Annotated in this window: 16 protein-coding genes; 10 read left to right on the top strand and 6 right to left on the bottom strand. The window is 41.3% G+C overall.

The window, feature by feature from the left end:
- Positions 1-93: 93 nt before the first annotated feature.
- The 5 genes from purE (at position 94) to KHS79_RS13500 (ending at position 3,642) form a co-directional block, all read left to right on the top strand.
- A complete protein-coding gene (gene purE / locus KHS79_RS13520; protein WP_212719755.1) occupies positions 94-603 on the top strand; it encodes a 5-(carboxyamino)imidazole ribonucleotide mutase in 510 nt (169 codons plus the stop codon).
- Complete coding sequence (locus tag KHS79_RS13515; protein WP_233468424.1) at positions 600-1,157, top strand: Sua5/YciO/YrdC/YwlC family protein; 558 nt, start codon at positions 600-602, stop codon at positions 1,155-1,157. Before purE ends, KHS79_RS13515 begins: the two co-directional genes overlap by 4 nt.
- A gap of 60 nt (positions 1,158-1,217) precedes the next feature.
- Positions 1,218-2,126, top strand: coding sequence for an oxygen-dependent coproporphyrinogen oxidase (hemF, locus tag KHS79_RS13510; protein ID WP_212719753.1), 909 nt, complete (start codon positions 1,218-1,220; stop codon positions 2,124-2,126).
- Between the two features lie 9 nt (positions 2,127-2,135).
- Entirely contained in the window at positions 2,136-2,996 is an 861-nt protein-coding gene (gene aroE, locus KHS79_RS13505; protein ID WP_027708850.1) for a shikimate dehydrogenase, read from the top strand.
- An 82-nt stretch (positions 2,997-3,078) separates the two neighbouring features.
- Positions 3,079-3,642 (top strand): Lrp/AsnC ligand binding domain-containing protein, encoded by a 564-nt coding sequence (locus tag KHS79_RS13500; protein ID WP_027708849.1) that lies wholly within the window; start codon positions 3,079-3,081, stop codon positions 3,640-3,642.
- Positions 3,643-3,782: 140 nt separating this feature from the next.
- Here the strand turns inward: KHS79_RS13500 and KHS79_RS13495 are convergent, their stop codons facing one another.
- Positions 3,783-4,154 (bottom strand): VOC family protein, encoded by a 372-nt coding sequence (locus KHS79_RS13495; RefSeq protein ID WP_212719751.1) that lies wholly within the window; start codon positions 4,152-4,154, stop codon positions 3,783-3,785.
- Between the two features lie 447 nt (positions 4,155-4,601).
- Here KHS79_RS13495 and KHS79_RS13490 point away from each other — a divergent pair, with 447 nt between their 5' ends.
- From KHS79_RS13490 to KHS79_RS13475, 4 genes are all read left to right on the top strand, one after another.
- Positions 4,602-5,243, top strand: a complete 642-nt coding sequence (locus tag KHS79_RS13490; protein WP_212719749.1) for a hypothetical protein — start codon at positions 4,602-4,604, stop codon at positions 5,241-5,243.
- A gap of 243 nt (positions 5,244-5,486) precedes the next feature.
- Entirely contained in the window at positions 5,487-5,765 is a 279-nt protein-coding gene (locus KHS79_RS13485) for a DUF503 family protein (protein WP_094789146.1), read from the top strand.
- Between the two features lie 152 nt (positions 5,766-5,917).
- Positions 5,918-7,339 carry a glycoside hydrolase family 1 protein gene (locus KHS79_RS13480; RefSeq protein WP_212719748.1) on the top strand — a complete coding sequence of 474 codons (1,422 nt, stop codon included), beginning with the start codon at positions 5,918-5,920 and terminating at the stop codon, positions 7,337-7,339.
- A gap of 189 nt (positions 7,340-7,528) precedes the next feature.
- The gene (locus tag KHS79_RS13475; protein ID WP_212719747.1) at positions 7,529-8,776 is read left to right on the top strand and encodes an MFS transporter; all 1,248 of its coding nucleotides are present in this window, start codon (positions 7,529-7,531) and stop codon (positions 8,774-8,776) included.
- Between the two features lie 151 nt (positions 8,777-8,927).
- Here KHS79_RS13475 and KHS79_RS13470 read toward each other — a convergent pair whose 3' ends face one another.
- Entirely contained in the window at positions 8,928-9,644 is a 717-nt protein-coding gene (locus tag KHS79_RS13470; RefSeq protein WP_212719746.1) for an ester cyclase, read from the bottom strand.
- Between the two features lie 233 nt (positions 9,645-9,877).
- Here KHS79_RS13470 and KHS79_RS13465 point away from each other — a divergent pair, with 233 nt between their 5' ends.
- Complete coding sequence (locus tag KHS79_RS13465) at positions 9,878-10,114, top strand: hypothetical protein (RefSeq protein WP_212719745.1); 237 nt, start codon at positions 9,878-9,880, stop codon at positions 10,112-10,114.
- A 36-nt stretch (positions 10,115-10,150) separates the two neighbouring features.
- On the opposite strand, the gene KHS79_RS13460 is transcribed toward KHS79_RS13465, so the two are convergent.
- The 4 genes from KHS79_RS13460 to KHS79_RS13445 form a co-directional block, all read right to left on the bottom strand.
- Entirely contained in the window at positions 10,151-12,874 is a 2,724-nt protein-coding gene (locus tag KHS79_RS13460) for a cation-transporting P-type ATPase (protein ID WP_212719744.1), read from the bottom strand.
- Between the two features lie 439 nt (positions 12,875-13,313).
- On the bottom strand, positions 13,314-13,922 hold the full coding sequence (locus tag KHS79_RS13455) for a glutathione S-transferase family protein (protein ID WP_212719743.1): 609 nt from the start codon (positions 13,920-13,922) through the stop codon (positions 13,314-13,316).
- A 153-nt stretch (positions 13,923-14,075) separates the two neighbouring features.
- Positions 14,076-15,128, bottom strand: coding sequence for an NADP-dependent oxidoreductase (locus KHS79_RS13450; protein ID WP_212719742.1), 1,053 nt, complete (start codon positions 15,126-15,128; stop codon positions 14,076-14,078).
- A 17-nt stretch (positions 15,129-15,145) separates the two neighbouring features.
- Positions 15,146-16,303, bottom strand: coding sequence for an iron-containing alcohol dehydrogenase (locus KHS79_RS13445; RefSeq protein ID WP_212719739.1), 1,158 nt, complete (start codon positions 16,301-16,303; stop codon positions 15,146-15,148).
- Between the last annotated feature and the right edge of the window lie 3 nt (positions 16,304-16,306).

Raw genomic sequence — 16,306 nt, 5'->3', positions numbered from 1 at the left:
TCAAAAAATATTTAGCCATGGATTGCTTGCCAGATAATATTTGACAGGATAACTTACGCACCGTCGAGACTAACGCATTGAGGGAGTGTAATTATGGCAAAGCCATTTGTTGCGATACTTATGGGCTCAGACTCAGATTTCCCGAAAGTTGAGGCCGCTCTAAATGTCCTGGAAAAGTTTGATATTCCTGTTGAAGTAAGAGTTCACTCTGCGCATCGAACCCCAGATGCTACCCATCACTATGTCAAAGACGCCGATCAGCGTGGATGTGCTGTTTTTATTGCGTGTGCTGGTATGGCTGCGCATCTTGCCGGTGTAGTTGCTTCACTTACCATTAAGCCTGTAATTGGTGTGCCTATTGATGCAGGTCCATTGGATGGTATGGATGCATTACTTTCTACTTCTCAAATGCCTGGTGGTATTCCTGTTGCTACAGTAGCTATTGGCAAGGCAGGTGCAAAAAATGCGGGTTATCTAGCTTTGCAAATTATCGCACTACAAGATGCAGAGTTACAGAAAGCGCTGCTTGAAGATCGCAAAAATAATGCAGCTGAAGTGTTAGAGAAAAACCAGGCCTTACAAGAGAAGCTTCAGGCCCGATGATGAAAAGCCTGAGTATTAAGCAGGCTGCAACTGCGTTAACAATGGGGGAGGTTATTGCCTACCCCACAGAAGCTGTATGGGGGCTTGGTTGCGACCCATGGCAGGAAAAAGCAGCTCAGCAGCTCCTAACGATAAAAGAACGGCCAGTGAATAAAGGTTTGATTATCGTTGCGGCTAACCTAGAGCAGATTGCACCATTAATAGCCCCTTTGTCTTTTCAGCAACAGGAAACGCTTAAAGCGTCATGGCCAGGTCATACCACCTGGTTAATCCCCGATTCAAAAAACTGGCTTCCTTATTGGATCAAAGGTGATTTCACATCAGTGGCAGTACGTGTGAGTGCTCACCCCATTGTTAGTCAGCTATGCCTTGAGTTTGGCAAGCCTATTGTTTCAACCTCTGCAAACAAAGCAGGAGACCCCCCTCTTGATGAACAAGGCTTGCAGCATTCATTAGGTAGTAACTTGGGGGGGATTGTGAGAGGGGCTTTAGGTGAGCAGTTAAGGCCTTCGGTGATTAAAGATTTGGTATCAGGACGTATTGTTCGTCAGTAGTTGCGCTTGTTTTAGTACCAAAAAACAGGTTGAGCAAATAATTAATACAGGTAATACACGGTGAACCAACCCGATATCGCTGCAGTAAAAGATTATCTGCTAGCCCTGCAAGATAAAATTTGTGAACAGCTCGCTGAAATGGATGGACATGCTGAGTTTGTTGAAGAAAGCTGGGAGCGAGAAGCGGGAGGTGGTGGTCGTACTCGTGTTATCGCTAATGGAGCAGTTTTTGAAAAAGGTGGTGTTAACTTTTCGCATGTTTATGGCGAAGGACTCCCACCCTCTGCAACTGCTCATCGTCCAGAGTTGGCTGGCAGATCATTTCAGGCCCTGGGGGTATCTTTAGTTGTCCATCCGAAAAACCCAATGGTGCCGACCTCTCATGCTAATGTTCGGTTTTTTATTGCAGAGAAGCCTGGTGCTGACCCTGTTTGGTGGTTTGGAGGAGGCTTTGATTTAACACCCTACTATGGCTTTGATGAAGATTGTAAACATTGGCACGAAGTGGCGTATGACTTATGCCTGCCATTTGGTAATGAAGTTTATAAAGACTATAAACAATGGTGTGATGATTACTTCTATTTAAAGCATCGTAATGAGCCCAGAGGGATTGGTGGACTGTTTTTTGATGACCTTAATGCCTGGGGTTTTGACCGTTGCTTTGCATTTATGAAGGCTGTAGGTGATGGTTACTTAACTGCATATCTGCCCATAGTCGCTAAACGTAAACACATGCCGTTTAATGAGCAGCAACGAGATTTTCAGCTCTATCGCCGTGGTCGTTATGTAGAGTTTAACTTGATCTATGATCGAGGCACATTATTTGGTTTGCAGTCTGGCGGCCGAACTGAATCGATACTGATGTCTTTACCGCCTTTAGTGAAATGGGACTACAATTGGCAGCCTGAATCAGGTACGCCAGAAGCAGAACTTTATGAGCGGTATCTGAAAAAGCAAGAATGGATTTAGGTAACTGAAATGAAAGCTGCTGAGCAAAAAGCACGATATGGTGTATTTGGTAATCCCATCAACCATAGTAAATCACCAACAATTCATAGGCTGTTTGCTAAACAAACTCAGCAGCAATTGCAGTATGACGCTTACTGTATTGAACTGGATCGGTTTGAGTCTGCGGTTAAAGAGTTCTTTGCGAATAATGGTGGGGGACTTAATGTAACCGTTCCTTTCAAAGAGTCTGCATTTCAGTTAGCTGACAATTTAACTGAGCGAGCATTACAGGCTGGTGCAGTTAATACCCTATGGCAAGATCAGCAAGGTGAGCTGTGGGGAGATAATACTGATGGCGTGGGATTGGTTAGAGATATACAACAAAATCATGCTTTCTCCCTCCAAGGAAAACGAATTTTAGTGCTAGGTGCGGGCGGCGCGGTAAGAGGAGTACTTGCTCCGCTGCTAGAAGCAGGCCCACAAAGTATCACAATCGCTAACCGTACACATGCTAAGGCGGAACAGCTTGCCAGTGTATTTCAAGCAGCTGGTAATGTGACTGCACAACAACTGTCCTCTTTGGCATCGCTGGTGGCAAATGATGGCACCTTTGATTTCGTGATCAATGGTACAGCGGCGAGTTTAGCTGGAGAGCTTCCTCCATTACCTGAGTCATTGATCAGCCCAACTACCTGTACATACGACATGATGTATGGGCCAAATATAACGGTGTTTAACCAATGGGCAAAAGAAGCCGGAGGCAGGGTTCAGCTTGATGGCTTAGGTATGTTGGTTGAGCAGGCTGCAGAATCATTTTACTGTTGGCGTGGGATAAGACCAGATACTCAACCTGTAATAGAGCGACTGCTTTGTGAGATGCAAGGTGCTTGATGCTTAACAAGGTATTGTATCAATATACTGCTAACATAGTGCATGTTGAGTTTAAACTATTAACAAGTGGCAGGAGTTCATCGTGAGCACAAAACTGGGTTTTTTTATTTTGGTCGATGCGGGCGATAATGATGTCCACAAAATTCGTGAAGAATTGTTACAAATAGATGAAATTATTCTTGTCCACTGTTTAATTGGTCCAGATGACTTGATTTGTTATGGTGAGGCAAGTTCTTTAGCTGCATTGAAAGAAGTGGTAACGTTTAAACTAGCTCATTTAATTGAAGATAAATTTAACCCTATTTCGCATACGCAAACTTCTCTTTCACTTGAATATTTTGGCGAGCAATTAACCGCAGAAAGCCATGGGCACCCCACAAATACAGCCGCTTGGATTCTGGCTGATATTAATATTAGTGGTGCAATAAATATCAGTGAGCGTTTACTTAGCAAGCACCCTGAAATAAAAAGTGCACATGCTTTACTTGGTAGTCATGATACGTTGTTCTATGTAGAAGCGGATGACTTGGATCGTTTAATGGAAGTTATTGATGATGGCGTGCGCATTCTAAGAGGTATTGGTAACGAAGGTAAGTCTGTTAAGGCGTTATCTCGTACTGATACACGGCTCGTTTTGATGAAGTGATTTACTCTTCCCCGCAGTAGAAGATCAGCTTTGATCTCTACTGCTCATTGATGATCTATAAACTCTGCTTTTTCACTGATTTTACCTAGCTTTTGCTGTGTTCCTAGTCTTTTGCGATACCCTCGTCCTGAGGAAAGGTTTTACTCTAAAGGCTTGAATACCTCAATGATGTGACCATCTGGATCGAGCACAAAAGCGCTGTAGCTAAGTCGATTTGAATGACTCTCTTGCTGTCGGTTTTCAGGCTTGCCATGGCTGATACCGCCAGCACTAATAGCTGCGGTATGAAATTCATCCACCTGTCGCTGTGACTCAGCTTTAAAAGCAAGGGACAAATGGGGACGAGTGGTAGTGCTTTGCTGAAACCAAAGCACTGGTTGGTTATCTTTGCCAATCGCGGTCCAATTTTGCAAATACTGTACTGCTGATAAACCAAGTGGAGCAAGGGCTGAAAGGTAAAACAGTTTGCTTTTTTCCAAGTTGCCCACGTTTAGAGTGATATGATCAATCATAATGAATGAAAGCCAAGTATTGAGTTAATTAACCAGCATTTATTCAAGACATTGCAAATAGTTGGTTGACTTAGGTGCCCTAAGAGGCTGAGTCAGGCGCGTATAATTTTAATAACATAAGTGTAATATATTATTAAAATTAGAGTAGCCAAAATTGATACACCAGTCACAACAATATGACTAATAAATCAAAAGAAATTTGGGATATTGGTATAAGTTTAAAAGATTGCGGTAACTCACAATCTTTCTGTTTAAGTAATTGTGATAGTGTTAGTTACAGACATAGTGAATTGACTAACGTATTTGAGCTTTTGCTTAATATAACATACTGCATGCATATCCATTAAAAATGGTTTGCGAAGAGTGTATCGACATACAACAGTACATGTATTAATAAAACAGTTAGTGAACATTCATAAATAAAAGGAATGCTAAACGAGTGACAACATGAGTAATTATGCAAAGTGGTACCTGGGTATTGTTATATTATTAGGACAGGCTTTTGTTAGCTATGCCGACGATGATTGCTTGATAATTCCAGGCCAACAAGTGGGCAGTATTAAGTTGAATGATTCACTTTCCAGTGTGCGCAAACATATTGGAAAGCACAATATGTTAGTGGAAGAAATTCCCCTGGATGAAGATACACATTTAAAGCATGTCACTGTTTACCCTGAAAATGAAGAAAAACAATTAGTGCTACAGCTGGATGAAAACGAAAGAGTTGAGGCTATTATCATTGATCGAGTAACTGAGGATGAAGTACCTTGTTACCATAATAAAGAAGGTATTGTGATAGGTTTGACTTTGCGTGATATTGAGAAGATGAATGGAAAGCCCTTTAAACTAACAGGTTTTGATTGGGACTTTCAGGGAACAGTCAGTTCATGGGAAGACGGTCATCTTGAAAATGTGATGCGTGGGCTTGCTGTTCGTTTACTTCCTGATGCAGATGATAAGTATAGTGAAATTGTTGGTGAAGAGATTTTTATGTCGAGTCACCCAGAGATGCAACAAGTTAACCCAACAGTTAACCATATAGAAGTTTATAAATATAAAGCTAAAAGGCAAACGCAAGTTTCACACTAGTTTTTTATTGAGTATATAAGTAAGACTGTATTATTTAAGGAATAATCAGCTGTACAGGGATAGTACTTTAAATATTTTTTACCTTATCCTCTCTAATATTATTTTTTAAAATAAAGTTAAAAGTCGTTTTCTTACCTTAAAACTATATTAAACTATAATGTCATGTTGTCGTATTTTTTATTAAATATAGTTTATGCAGTTATTCAATTAATCACAAAAATAAAACGCTTAAAATTTTAAATTATGCATATTCGGTTAATAATATTCAGTCTTCAGTTACCTGGCTGCCGCTCTCTCAAAGAGAAACGTCAACGCATGGCTGGCTTTAAAGATAAATTTGGAAGGCTATCTAATGTCGCAGTAACTGAGTCTGACTACCACAATAGCCATGACTTAGCTGAATGGAATGCTGTCATTATTTCGAAGGATAAACAAACCATAGAACGGATAACATCTCAAATAGAGAGTGGGTTAACCAGTATGGATGTGGTTATTACAGAAGTCAAAAGCGAGTGGATATAATCACTGAAAATAATGGTGTAAAATTTTCAAAAATATCTAGTCAGTGTTATTGGCTAAGATACAGTTTATGTCTTTTATTGAGATTCATAGGTTCGCTTACAGTATACTAATACACTGTTATGACATGAACGGTGTTTTTTCTGGAGCGTTGTATGTTAAATCCAAAGTCACGACAGTTAACACCACATTTTTTGTGGGGAGCATCTACTTCGGCTTATCAAGTTGAAGGCGCGTGGGATAAAGATGGGAAAGGGCTTTCAGTGATTGATTTGGCAAACCATACTGAAGGTGTAACTGACTTTAAGGTTTGTAGTGATCACTATCACCGTTACAAAGAAGATATTAAGCTCTTTGCAGAGCTAGGCTTGAAAACGTACCGTTTTTCCATCTCGTGGACAAGGATATACCCAACTGGAAGAGGTGATATTAACAAAGCGGGAATAGCGTTTTATGATAGTTTGATTAATGAGTTATTAAATTATGGGATAGAGCCATTTGTAACGCTTTATCACTTCGACTTACCTCAAGCTTTAGCAGAACAAGGTGGTTGGGGAAATCGCGAGACAATAGATGCATTTATTGAGTACGCGCGAACAGTCTTCAATCACTTTGGTGACAGGGTCAAATTCTGGCTTACTATTAATGAGCAAAACATGATGATACTTCACGGTAATGCTCTTGGAACGCAAGATACTTTCTTAGCTGATCCGATGAAAGCACTGTATCAAGAAAATCATCATATGTTATTAGCTCAAGCACAGGTAGTAAAACTTTGTCGACAGGTTTTACCTACTGCTAAGATTGGCCCTGCTCCGAACATTGTTTCTATCTATCCTGCGTCATCTCATCCTGAGGATATACTTGCAGCAAATACGTACTCTGCTATACGAAACTGGTTATATTTGGATATGGCTGTTTTTGGACGTTACAACACTATAGCCTGGAACTTTTTAGAATGTAGGGGGTGGACTCCAACGATAGAAAAAGGCGATATGGAAATACTGGCAAATGCAGCACCTGATTTTATAGCATTTAACTATTATACATCTCAAACGGTTACACGTAGTTCGGGTGAAGAGGTAGAAAAAGGTCATACTGGCGATCAGCATTTAACGGTAGGTGAGTCAGGCTTTTATACCGCTAGCCGAAACACTCACTTAAAGGTTAATGAGTTTGGTTGGGAGGTTGATCCTGTTGGCTTTAGGATGACTCTACGAGAAATATATGATCGTTATCAGCTGCCATTAATTGTGACTGAAAACGGTTTAGGTGCCTTTGATGAGTTAGTAAAAGATGAGCAGGGTAATCTTACGGTTGAGGATAATTACCGCATTGACTTCTTGCGCCAGCATATTGAACAGATGCGTTTAGCGACTGAGGAAGGTGTTGAAGTATTTGGTTTTTGTCCATGGTCAGCGATAGATCTGGTTAGTACTCATCAAGGTTGCAGTAAACGTTATGGTTTTATCTACGTTAATCGTGACGAGTTTGATCTCAAGGATTTAGCAAGGTATCGTAAAAAAAGCTTTTATTGGTATCAGAAGGCCATTAGTACTGAGGCAAAAGAACTGTAAAACATTTTTATTTGTTGATGTATATTCTGTGCAGTACTCTAATTTAATTACAGTAAAGCAGATAAACAAGTTAAAACACTGTATCTGCCTTACTGTAAGTATTATTTGAAAGCATGTCTACCTAATTTTATAAAGGCAATGTAAAATAGTTTTTATGGAATAAAACTAAGTACGGAGCTGAAGTAAGAAATGATTTCATGGAAAAGGCGACTAGGAATTGTCGCAGGGAATACTTTTGAATACTATGATATCGCAGTATATGCAAGCATATCAACTTATATAGCAGTAAACTTCTTTCCAGAAAGTACTGAAAACTCATTGCTTTTTGTTTGGGGAATTTTTGCACTACGCTTTCTCATGAGACCCATTGGTGGTTTAGTCATGGGAATGTATTCTGATAAACATGGTAGAAAGCCAGCGCTAATATTTACTAGCGCATTAATTGGTGCAGCAACACTCATGCTTGCATGTCTACCGACCTATCAACATATTGGATTGTTAGCACCTTGTGCCCTGCTATTACTGCAAATGATGCAGTCTTTCTGCTTTGGCGGTGAATACCCCGTGATTATCAGTTATTTATTAGATAATGCTTATCCTAACGAAAAGGCCAGAGTTTCATCGTTAATTGTGAGTAGTAGTTTGCTGGGCGTTATTATCTCTTTAGTTGTTACCTTTATATTGGAGTATCAGCTAACAGCAGAAGAAATGACAAGTTGGGGATGGAGAGTACCTTTGGCGCTTGGGGTTTTAAATATCATCATTAGTTTTTACTTTAAACTCAAATTAACGGATAAAGTACCACTTGAGGCTAATCATAAAACCTTTAAGCTTGATATGCACTCTATTGTAAAAGTATTTTTGGTTGCCATTCCTGCAGGTATTATTTTTTATGTTAATGCTACCTGCTCAAATACCTTAGTTAAACTGATTGCTGACAGCAGCGAATTAAAAGCGCTTTATGCTTTGCTCAATAATACAATATTGGTGCTATTATTTTTGGTGGTTGGTTATGCGGTGGACAAGCACTGGTCTACACAAAAAGCCATGACTATGGGCATTTATGGATTGATTGTATTTTCACCCGTGCTCTATATGATGCTTGATTCAACGGATATAAGCATGCTTATCTTGGCGCAATCTTGTATTCTCATCATATCAGCACTCATTCTCTCGCCAACATGCGCTGTTTTATTTAACCAGACTACGGCTTTAAATAGAACAACCTCACTTGCGCTTGGGTATAATATAGCGCTGTCCATTTTTGGTGGATTAACACCGCTGGTGATAACTTCACTATCAACATTTAACCCAGTTTTTACAGGATTAGTAATAGGTGCAACAGGATTTACCTACTTGTTTGCGACCAAAATAATGGGTAGCTCAAGAGTACTAGACCATAACTTTCGTACAGAGCAAGAGTTGATAAGTAATTAAGTGAAAATATAGCAAGCGTTTATATGTACGCATATTAACCATTCTTTTATAATGATTTTGTTTGATGTTTTGCGGTGCTTTTTGTTAAAGCACTGGCCCCATACATGAACTGTATGGGGTCCACTTTATATTTCTAACTTTGAAGATTGGTTCATAGTTTTTGCAGCTTTAAGGTTGTGGCAATTCTAGTAAGTAGTTCAAATGCATTATGTTCAATAGCAAAATCAATCAGCATTTTCTTGTTATAAATACCAAGTGAGCAAAATGCACGGTGTAAATAGGTGAGTACAGAGCTTTGTTCTATACGTAAAAACTGAGCAATTTCTTTTACTGAAATATTTAAGCAGGAAAGTGCAAGACATGTGATCTGTTGATTCGATAAGTTTTTGCCTAGCACCTCTCTTACCGCATCGTATAAGCTGTCGATTAAGTTACTGTTCAAAATAACTGTATCTTGGCTGGTAAGCTGGGATAAAATACCTTTGACATTGACAAAAGCACTGTAATTACAGATCAAGTTATCTTTAATGGTAAACTTTGTTAAACCACCATAGCGTACTTTTCTTCCTGTAGGCGCAATTGAATAAAATTCACCAAGGTGATTTGCGCTTACAGACCACTTTAAGAGTAAACAATCTTCTGTGATTGAAAGCGACTCTTCCATATACTTGATATTGGGGAAGGCACGTAGCCAAATTTGCATAATATTCTTAAAAGCCACACTACCAATAGAATATCTGACAGGGCTTTCGATAATTGAATTATGTGCCATTTGCTCAGAAATACAGGCTAACTCATGTTTATTCCATATACCATCCATAAAGTCACGAGCTTGACTGGTACTACGGCCAGTGATCATCTTGTTCATCTGAATCCATCTCTTCCTAATAGTGTGATTGCTCAGCTAAGTTAAAGCTTTTGGTGAAACCTTTTAGAATGCCATCCCAACTACTTTCTGTCTGTCCCCATTTTTTGGGGACAGACAACATCCTGTGCGGTGAATTATAATAAGCAGATGTGTTTATTGAAAGACTAGTTATTCTTGAGGTTTTTCTTGTTGCGTAAAATATACAGTATTTTCACGCTTTAAAAGGATGTGCTATGGAACCAAAGGAATTGTATGAAAACACCTCCTTGTTATTAAAATGGATACTTAAAGAGTTAAAAAAAGAGGAAGCAAGTAAGCCTATACGTTGTAATCAAAATAAAGCGATTAGTATTTTTTCATACCATGCGTCTCAGAATAAAAGGCATCAAACACTTATGTATGCCTATTTTATTCTTACCGTCGAGCAAAATATTGTTAGGGCCAAAGCTGTTTTAGCGACTCTTTTCTAATACCAAGTTTAAAACAAACAATTTTAAAATCATATTTTATACAACTGGTTCTTTCATTCGCCGAAATGCGAGGCGAATTTGTTTTTCCAGTTCAATAATTGTAAACAGAGCAACACCAACACAAATGATCAATAAACCATCTAAGAATGGAATTGGGGCTGTTGCAAATACGGCTTGTAGTGGTGGAAAGTAGGTGATTGCAAACTGAGCTGCTGTAACTAAGGCTACTACTGACCAAACGACTTTAGTGCCACGTATGGCTTTCCAGGTTAGCGATGTACCATAAATATTGCGAATGAAAAACAGATGGAAAGTTTCCATAACCACTAGCGTGTTAAGTGCGATGGTGCGAGCAAGTTCAACGGTATAACCCTGATCCATTGCGTAATGATAAATACCAAATACACCACAAAGAAAAAGAAAGGAAACCAGCACAATATGCCAAACTAAACCACCATTTAATAATGGCTCATTACGAGTGCGTGGTGGACGGCGCATTGTATTTTCTTCCGTGGGTTCAAACGCCAGTGCTATCCCTAGTGTAATGGCCGTAATCAAGTTAACCCATAAAATTTGAACAGGGGTAATGGGTAACGTCATACCTAAGAGCAGAGCGATAACAATCGTCATTGCTTCACCTGCATTAGTGGGCAGTGTCCAGCTGATAACTTTTTTAAGGTTATCGTAAACTGTGCGTCCTTCGCGTACAGCTGCCACAATAGAAGCAAAGTTATCATCAGCCAAAACCAACTCTGCTGCTTCTTTAGCTGCTTCACTGCCTTTTTGACCCATAGCAATACCTGCATCAGCCCGCTTGAGTGCTGGTGCATCGTTAACACCGTCACCTGTCATTGCGACAGTCATTCCGTGAGCTTGCAGTGCCATCACTAAGCGCAGCTTATGCTCAGGACTGGTGCGGGCAAAAATGTCACATTCAAGTACCGCATGTTTTAAGGCTGCGTCATCTAAACCATCAAGATCAGCGCCTGTGAGAACTTTCTCTGTACTCTGTAAACCAATCTGCTTACCTATTGCTGCAGCTGTTTTAATGTGATCGCCGGTAATCATTTTCACTCGGATGCCTGCACTAATGCATTCCGCTACGGCTTCAATGGCTTCTGAGCGAGGAGGGTCGATCATTCCCACCATCCCCACGAGCGTCAGTGAGTCTTCAACATCGCTATATTCCAAAATGGTCTCGCTTGGCTGTACGGGTTTAACCGCAAATGCCAGCACACGTTGACCAAGAACAGCGATTGCTTCTGCCTGACTGTTCCAATAATGGGTATCCAATGGCTCTATTTCGCCATTTGCACCACGCTGGTTCTTACACATGCTGAGTAATTGCTCAGGAGCACCTTTGACGAAAACACAAGCATGGTGTTCGTGATCATGGTTAAGGGTTGCCATAAAGCGATGTTTTGCATCAAAGGGAATCGCATCTGTGCGAGTCCACTTGGCTTGCTCGTGTCGGATGTTGATATCCATTTTTCCACTGAAGGCGAGTAGTGCTCCTTCCATTGGATCACCTTCTACCATCCACACCCCCTCATGTTCGCGAAGTGCTGCGTCATTGCAGAGCGTCGCTGCTCTGGCTAACTCTTCCAGCACACTATGCTCTGCGGGAGAAACATGAGCATCATCTAACATGAGTGCGCCTCTAGGTTCGTAGCTATTACCTTCTAGATTAAAGAGGTGCTGGTGGGTGAGTACTGAGGTTACCATCATCTCATTGCGTGTGAGGGTGCCAGTCTTATCAGTGCAGATCACTGACAGTGCTCCCAGTGTTTCAATCGCAGGTAACCTCCTTACAATGGCATTTCGTCTAGCCATAGCCTGGACGCCAATGGCCAGTGTGATTGTCAGAACAGCAGGCAACCCTTCCGGAATAGCAGCCACTGACAGCCCAACCACAGCCATAAACATTTCAGTAAATTCATAATGTGCGACGAAATAACCGAATGTCAGCAGTATTACCGCTATCACAAGAATGAGCATGGTCAGCCATTTAGCAAACATGCCCATTTGCTCGACTAAGGGTGTTGATAAGGTCTCGACTTCGGATAACAGGTCGCTGATGCGTCCAATCTCAGTGCCTAATCCCGTTGTTACTACTACTCCTTTACACTGTCCGTTAGTGACGAGTGTGCCGGAAAAAGCCATGCAAGACCGATCTCCCAGCGGTGCATTCTCTGCTACTGGTTGGGTGTGCTTTTCTACTGGAACTGACTCTCCCGTTAAAATAGCTTCTTGGGCTGACATACCGTGTGCTGTAAGAAGACGAATATCAGCAGGTACCTTGTCGCCTGCTTCCAGTAAAACAATGTCGCCAGGTACCAGATGTTTGCCATCAATAGTGATCCGTTCCCCGCCACGAATCACATTGGCTTGTGGGGCTAGCATATGGCGTATGGCATCCATCGCTTTTTCTGCTTTTCCCTCTTGGATAAAACCAATGATGGCATTAACAACAACCACCGCCAGAATGACACCAGTATCAATCCAGTGACTAAGAAAGGCAGTAATGACAGCAGAGCCCATTAATACATATATTAAAATATTGTTGAATTGCAGTAGGAAACGCATGAAAGCACTACGCTTGTCGGCTTGTGGTAAACAATTTGGGCCATGACTATTTAGTCTTTTTTCGGCTTCATGTTGGCTTAAGCCTGAGGTAGAGGTCTGAAGTTTTTCAAGCGTGATTTTAGAAGAGATACTGTGCCATGTAAGCTCAGGTCTTAATGCGTTTCCTTCTTTCATATTTATACTACCATCATTAACCCAAATAATTAGGAAATAAAAAAGTATAATTTGCTAAGGATAAGGTATTCCCCTAAATATTGTTGTCAACGAAAATAATAAGACTGGATGGTATTGTAGCTGTTAAATCCAATTATATACCCTTCACTAATCATTTTTATGAGCACCCTTGTGTACTACCAGTAGTGCTTACACAAAAGGGCTGGCGAAGCTGTGTTAATTTTTTCCAGCACATCAATAAGACCTGGTGTCGGCACGCTTTGCCAATTATATTTTTTCTTAAGCTTTTATTTTCATCTGTAGAGAATATTACAGCATGTAAAGTAAGATGAATTTGTTGTATATCAAGTGATGTTCATGGTGGCAATTTTTTAACCTTAATTGGGTTAAAAATTGCCTATGATAGTGAGAGAAGGTACCAAAAAAATGGATGAATTATTTACCCAAAACTCAATGCTTTTTGGTAAGCCTGACGTTGCCTTATCTTGGTGAGGTAGGCCAAAGTATTTTCGCGGCCTTCTAGCAAGCCACTTCTATTCGCAATCTCCAACATAATCGTCATCATAATATCTGCAGCGGTAAACTCATTGCCAGCAAAGTATGCGCGCTGGCTCAATGTAGATTCTATATAGGCAAAATCTACGTTAATTTCCTTGGCAATGTAGTTATCCATAGGCTGGTCACCATTGCGCGTTTCTCGCTGCATAAACAGGTGAGTAATAACGGGCAAACCCAAGGAACCCTCAGCAAAATGGGACCACTCAAGATATTGATAATATTCTGCGGTACCTTGGGCTGGTCTCAAACGTTTTTGTTCATCCAAATCGATGATATATTCCATTACTGCACTGGACTCGCATAAAACCACATCCCCATCGACCATAACTGGGGCCTTACCCAACGGATGAATCTTTTTTAAACTTGCTGGCGCAAGATGAGTTGTTTTATCACGCTGGTGATCAACACGCTGATAAGGCATGGAAAGCTCTTCCAATAACCATAGTACTCGTGTGGAGCGGGATTGATTTAAGTGATGTACTGTCAACATAGATAATGTATTCCTAGCTGAGTTTTATAAAGGGGTTTGTAAATAAGGGGCTTTTAAATAGGGAGCTTTTAAATAAGCAACCTTCAAACAATACCTGTACTACACTAAAAAGTATTTTAAATAAGCCCCTTTTTATTGGGGTTTCAGGCGCTTTTATAGCTCGTCTGGGCCGACCTGGATGACCAGCTTGCCAAAATTTTTCCCTTCTAACAGGCCAATAAAAGACTCAACAGCGTTTTCCAGTCCATTGACCAGATCCTCACGATAAGTGATTTTTCCATCTTGCAGCCATTGCATCATGTCCTGGCTGAATTCGTTGTAACGATGGCCATAGTCATCAAAGACAATAAAACCCTGCATTTTAATCCGCTTTACTAGCAAGGTACCCATTAACATCGGTATACGGTCAGGGCCTTTAGGTAGCTCTGTTGCGTTATATTGTGATATCAAACCACATAAGGGAACACGTGCACTTGGGTTGAGTAATGGCAATACTGCATCAAAGACTTTACCGCCTACGTTCTCGAAATACACATCAATGCCTTTGTCACATGCTTTGGCCAACTGCTCAGCAAAGTCAGGGGCTTTATGATCGATACAGGCATCAAAGCCCAAATCTTCAACAGCTGAGTGACATTTTTCTTCACCACCGGCAATACCGACGACTTTACAGCCTTTCAACTTAGCAATTTGTCCCACCAGACTACCAACAGCCCCAGTAGCTGCGGCAACAACAACGGTTTCACCTGCCTTTGGCTGGCCAATATCCAGCAAACCCATATAAGCGGTTAAACCGGGCATTCCCATTACGCCCAGCGCGTAAGAAGGCTTCATGGGTGCTTTTCCCAGCTTCAGCAGACCGCTGCCGTCAGAAATCGAGTAGTCTTGCCAGCCAGAGTAGGCAACCACCCACTCACCCACTTCATAATCTGGGTGATGAGATACTTCCACGCGGCACACAGTACCACCCACCATAACCTCATTGATTGCAACAGGTTCAGCATAGGACTTGGCATCGCTCATACGGCCACGCATATAGGGGTCCAGTGATAAATACACCGTCCGTAATAGGAGCTCTCCTTGCTTAGGTGTTGGCTTCTCGCTTTCTAAAAAGTTGAAGTTACTCAGCGCAGGTGCACCTACAGGTCGAGAAGCTAAAACCCACTGGCGATTAATCGTTCCATTTTGTGGCTTGAATTTTGTCATTTGTTATTTCCCTATCATTACAAGGCGGCAGTTAAAATATTGCGACTAACCTCAGGTGTGATTGCGCCGTGTTCACCCAACTGAGTCATGTCATGTTGGGTTAGCTGTTCGACGAGAGTGTCAATACTCATTTCAGCGATGTCGATTTGCGATAAACGCACAGGCACTTGCATGACTTCGAAAAACTGCTCTGTTAACTCGATGGCTTTGTGGATGCGGATCTCATCATCGCCCTCTGTCAGATTCCATATGCGTTCAGCATACTGCAAGAGCTTTTCGCGTTTAGCATCTTTACAGATTTTCATTACAGCGGGTAAAACAACCGACAGGGTTCGCGCATGATCAACGCTATAAGCAGCAGTGATTTCATGACCAATCATGTGTGTCGACCAGTCTTGAGGTACTCCTGCACCTATCAAACCATTAAGTGCCATGGTGGCAGCCCACATAATGTTGCCACGGACTTCAAGATCATTTTTGGTTTCCAGTGCCAGCGCTTTTGGTCCTTCTTCAATAAGTGTAAGTAGCAGCCCTTCAGCAAACCGATCCTGTACTTTTCCATTTACGTTGTAGGTTAAATATTGCTCCATGACATGAACAAATGCATCGACGACCCCGTTACTAATTTGGCGGTCAGAGAGTGATAAAGTAACAAGTGGGTCTAGCACTGCAAATAAGGGACGTATTAAGGGGCTATGGAACGCCAGCTTAGCACCATCACGAGTCACTACTGAGCCAACATTGGTTTCAGAGCCCGTGGCAGGTAGCGTCAGTACACATCCTATTGGCAGAGCCTGCTCTATAACCTGCCCACTGGCGACAAACTCCCAGGGGTCATCACTGTTATACAACGCCGCCGCCGCAATAAACTTGGTACCATCAATAACGGACCCCCCACCAACGGCCAGCAGGAAGTCAATGTTATGTTGTTGGATTAAATCCAGAGCTTTGATTAAAGTGTCATAACTTGGGTTCGGCTCAATGCCTGAGAATTCAAACCAGGTATGCTCACTCAGTGCTTCGGCCACTTGCTCATAAACACCATTAGATTTGATAGAGCCGCCACCATAAGTAACTAATACTCTTGCTGATGCTGGTATTGCCTGCCTAATGGTTTTAATTTGCCCTTCACCAAAGTGGATTTGGGTTGTATTTTGAAAACTAAAATTCAACATCAC

Origin of the sequence: Zooshikella ganghwensis (assembly GCF_018263875.1) — a bacterium.
Lineage (GTDB): Bacteria > Pseudomonadota > Gammaproteobacteria > Pseudomonadales > Zooshikellaceae > Zooshikella > Zooshikella ganghwensis.
Note: the sequence above shows the minus strand (reverse complement) of the source record. Positions and strands in the feature narration are given on the sequence as shown.

What these genes read in the sequence shown, in the direction of transcription:
- purE (WP_212719755.1), top strand. Translation starts at nt 94, where the DNA reads ATGGCAAAGCCATTTGTTGCGATACTTATGGGCTCAGACTCAGATTTC.
- KHS79_RS13515 (WP_233468424.1), top strand. Translation starts at nt 600, where the DNA reads ATGATGAAAAGCCTGAGTATTAAGCAGGCTGCAACTGCGTTAACAATG.
- aroE (WP_027708850.1), top strand. Translation starts at nt 2,136, where the DNA reads ATGAAAGCTGCTGAGCAAAAAGCACGATATGGTGTATTTGGTAATCCC.
- KHS79_RS13495 (WP_212719751.1), bottom strand. Translation starts at nt 4,154, where the DNA reads ATGATTGATCATATCACTCTAAACGTGGGCAACTTGGAAAAAAGCAAA.
- KHS79_RS13490 (WP_212719749.1), top strand. Translation starts at nt 4,602, where the DNA reads ATGAGTAATTATGCAAAGTGGTACCTGGGTATTGTTATATTATTAGGA.
- KHS79_RS13485 (WP_094789146.1), top strand. Translation starts at nt 5,487, where the DNA reads ATGCATATTCGGTTAATAATATTCAGTCTTCAGTTACCTGGCTGCCGC.
- KHS79_RS13480 (WP_212719748.1), top strand. Translation starts at nt 5,918, where the DNA reads ATGTTAAATCCAAAGTCACGACAGTTAACACCACATTTTTTGTGGGGA.
- KHS79_RS13475 (WP_212719747.1), top strand. Translation starts at nt 7,529, where the DNA reads ATGATTTCATGGAAAAGGCGACTAGGAATTGTCGCAGGGAATACTTTT.
- KHS79_RS13470 (WP_212719746.1), bottom strand. Translation starts at nt 9,644, where the DNA reads ATGAACAAGATGATCACTGGCCGTAGTACCAGTCAAGCTCGTGACTTT.
- KHS79_RS13465 (WP_212719745.1), top strand. Translation starts at nt 9,878, where the DNA reads ATGGAACCAAAGGAATTGTATGAAAACACCTCCTTGTTATTAAAATGG.
- KHS79_RS13460 (WP_212719744.1), bottom strand. Translation starts at nt 12,874, where the DNA reads ATGAAAGAAGGAAACGCATTAAGACCTGAGCTTACATGGCACAGTATC.
- KHS79_RS13455 (WP_212719743.1), bottom strand. Translation starts at nt 13,922, where the DNA reads ATGTTGACAGTACATCACTTAAATCAATCCCGCTCCACACGAGTACTA.
- KHS79_RS13450 (WP_212719742.1), bottom strand. Translation starts at nt 15,128, where the DNA reads ATGACAAAATTCAAGCCACAAAATGGAACGATTAATCGCCAGTGGGTT.
- KHS79_RS13445 (WP_212719739.1), bottom strand. Translation starts at nt 16,303, where the DNA reads ATGTTGAATTTTAGTTTTCAAAATACAACCCAAATCCACTTTGGTGAA.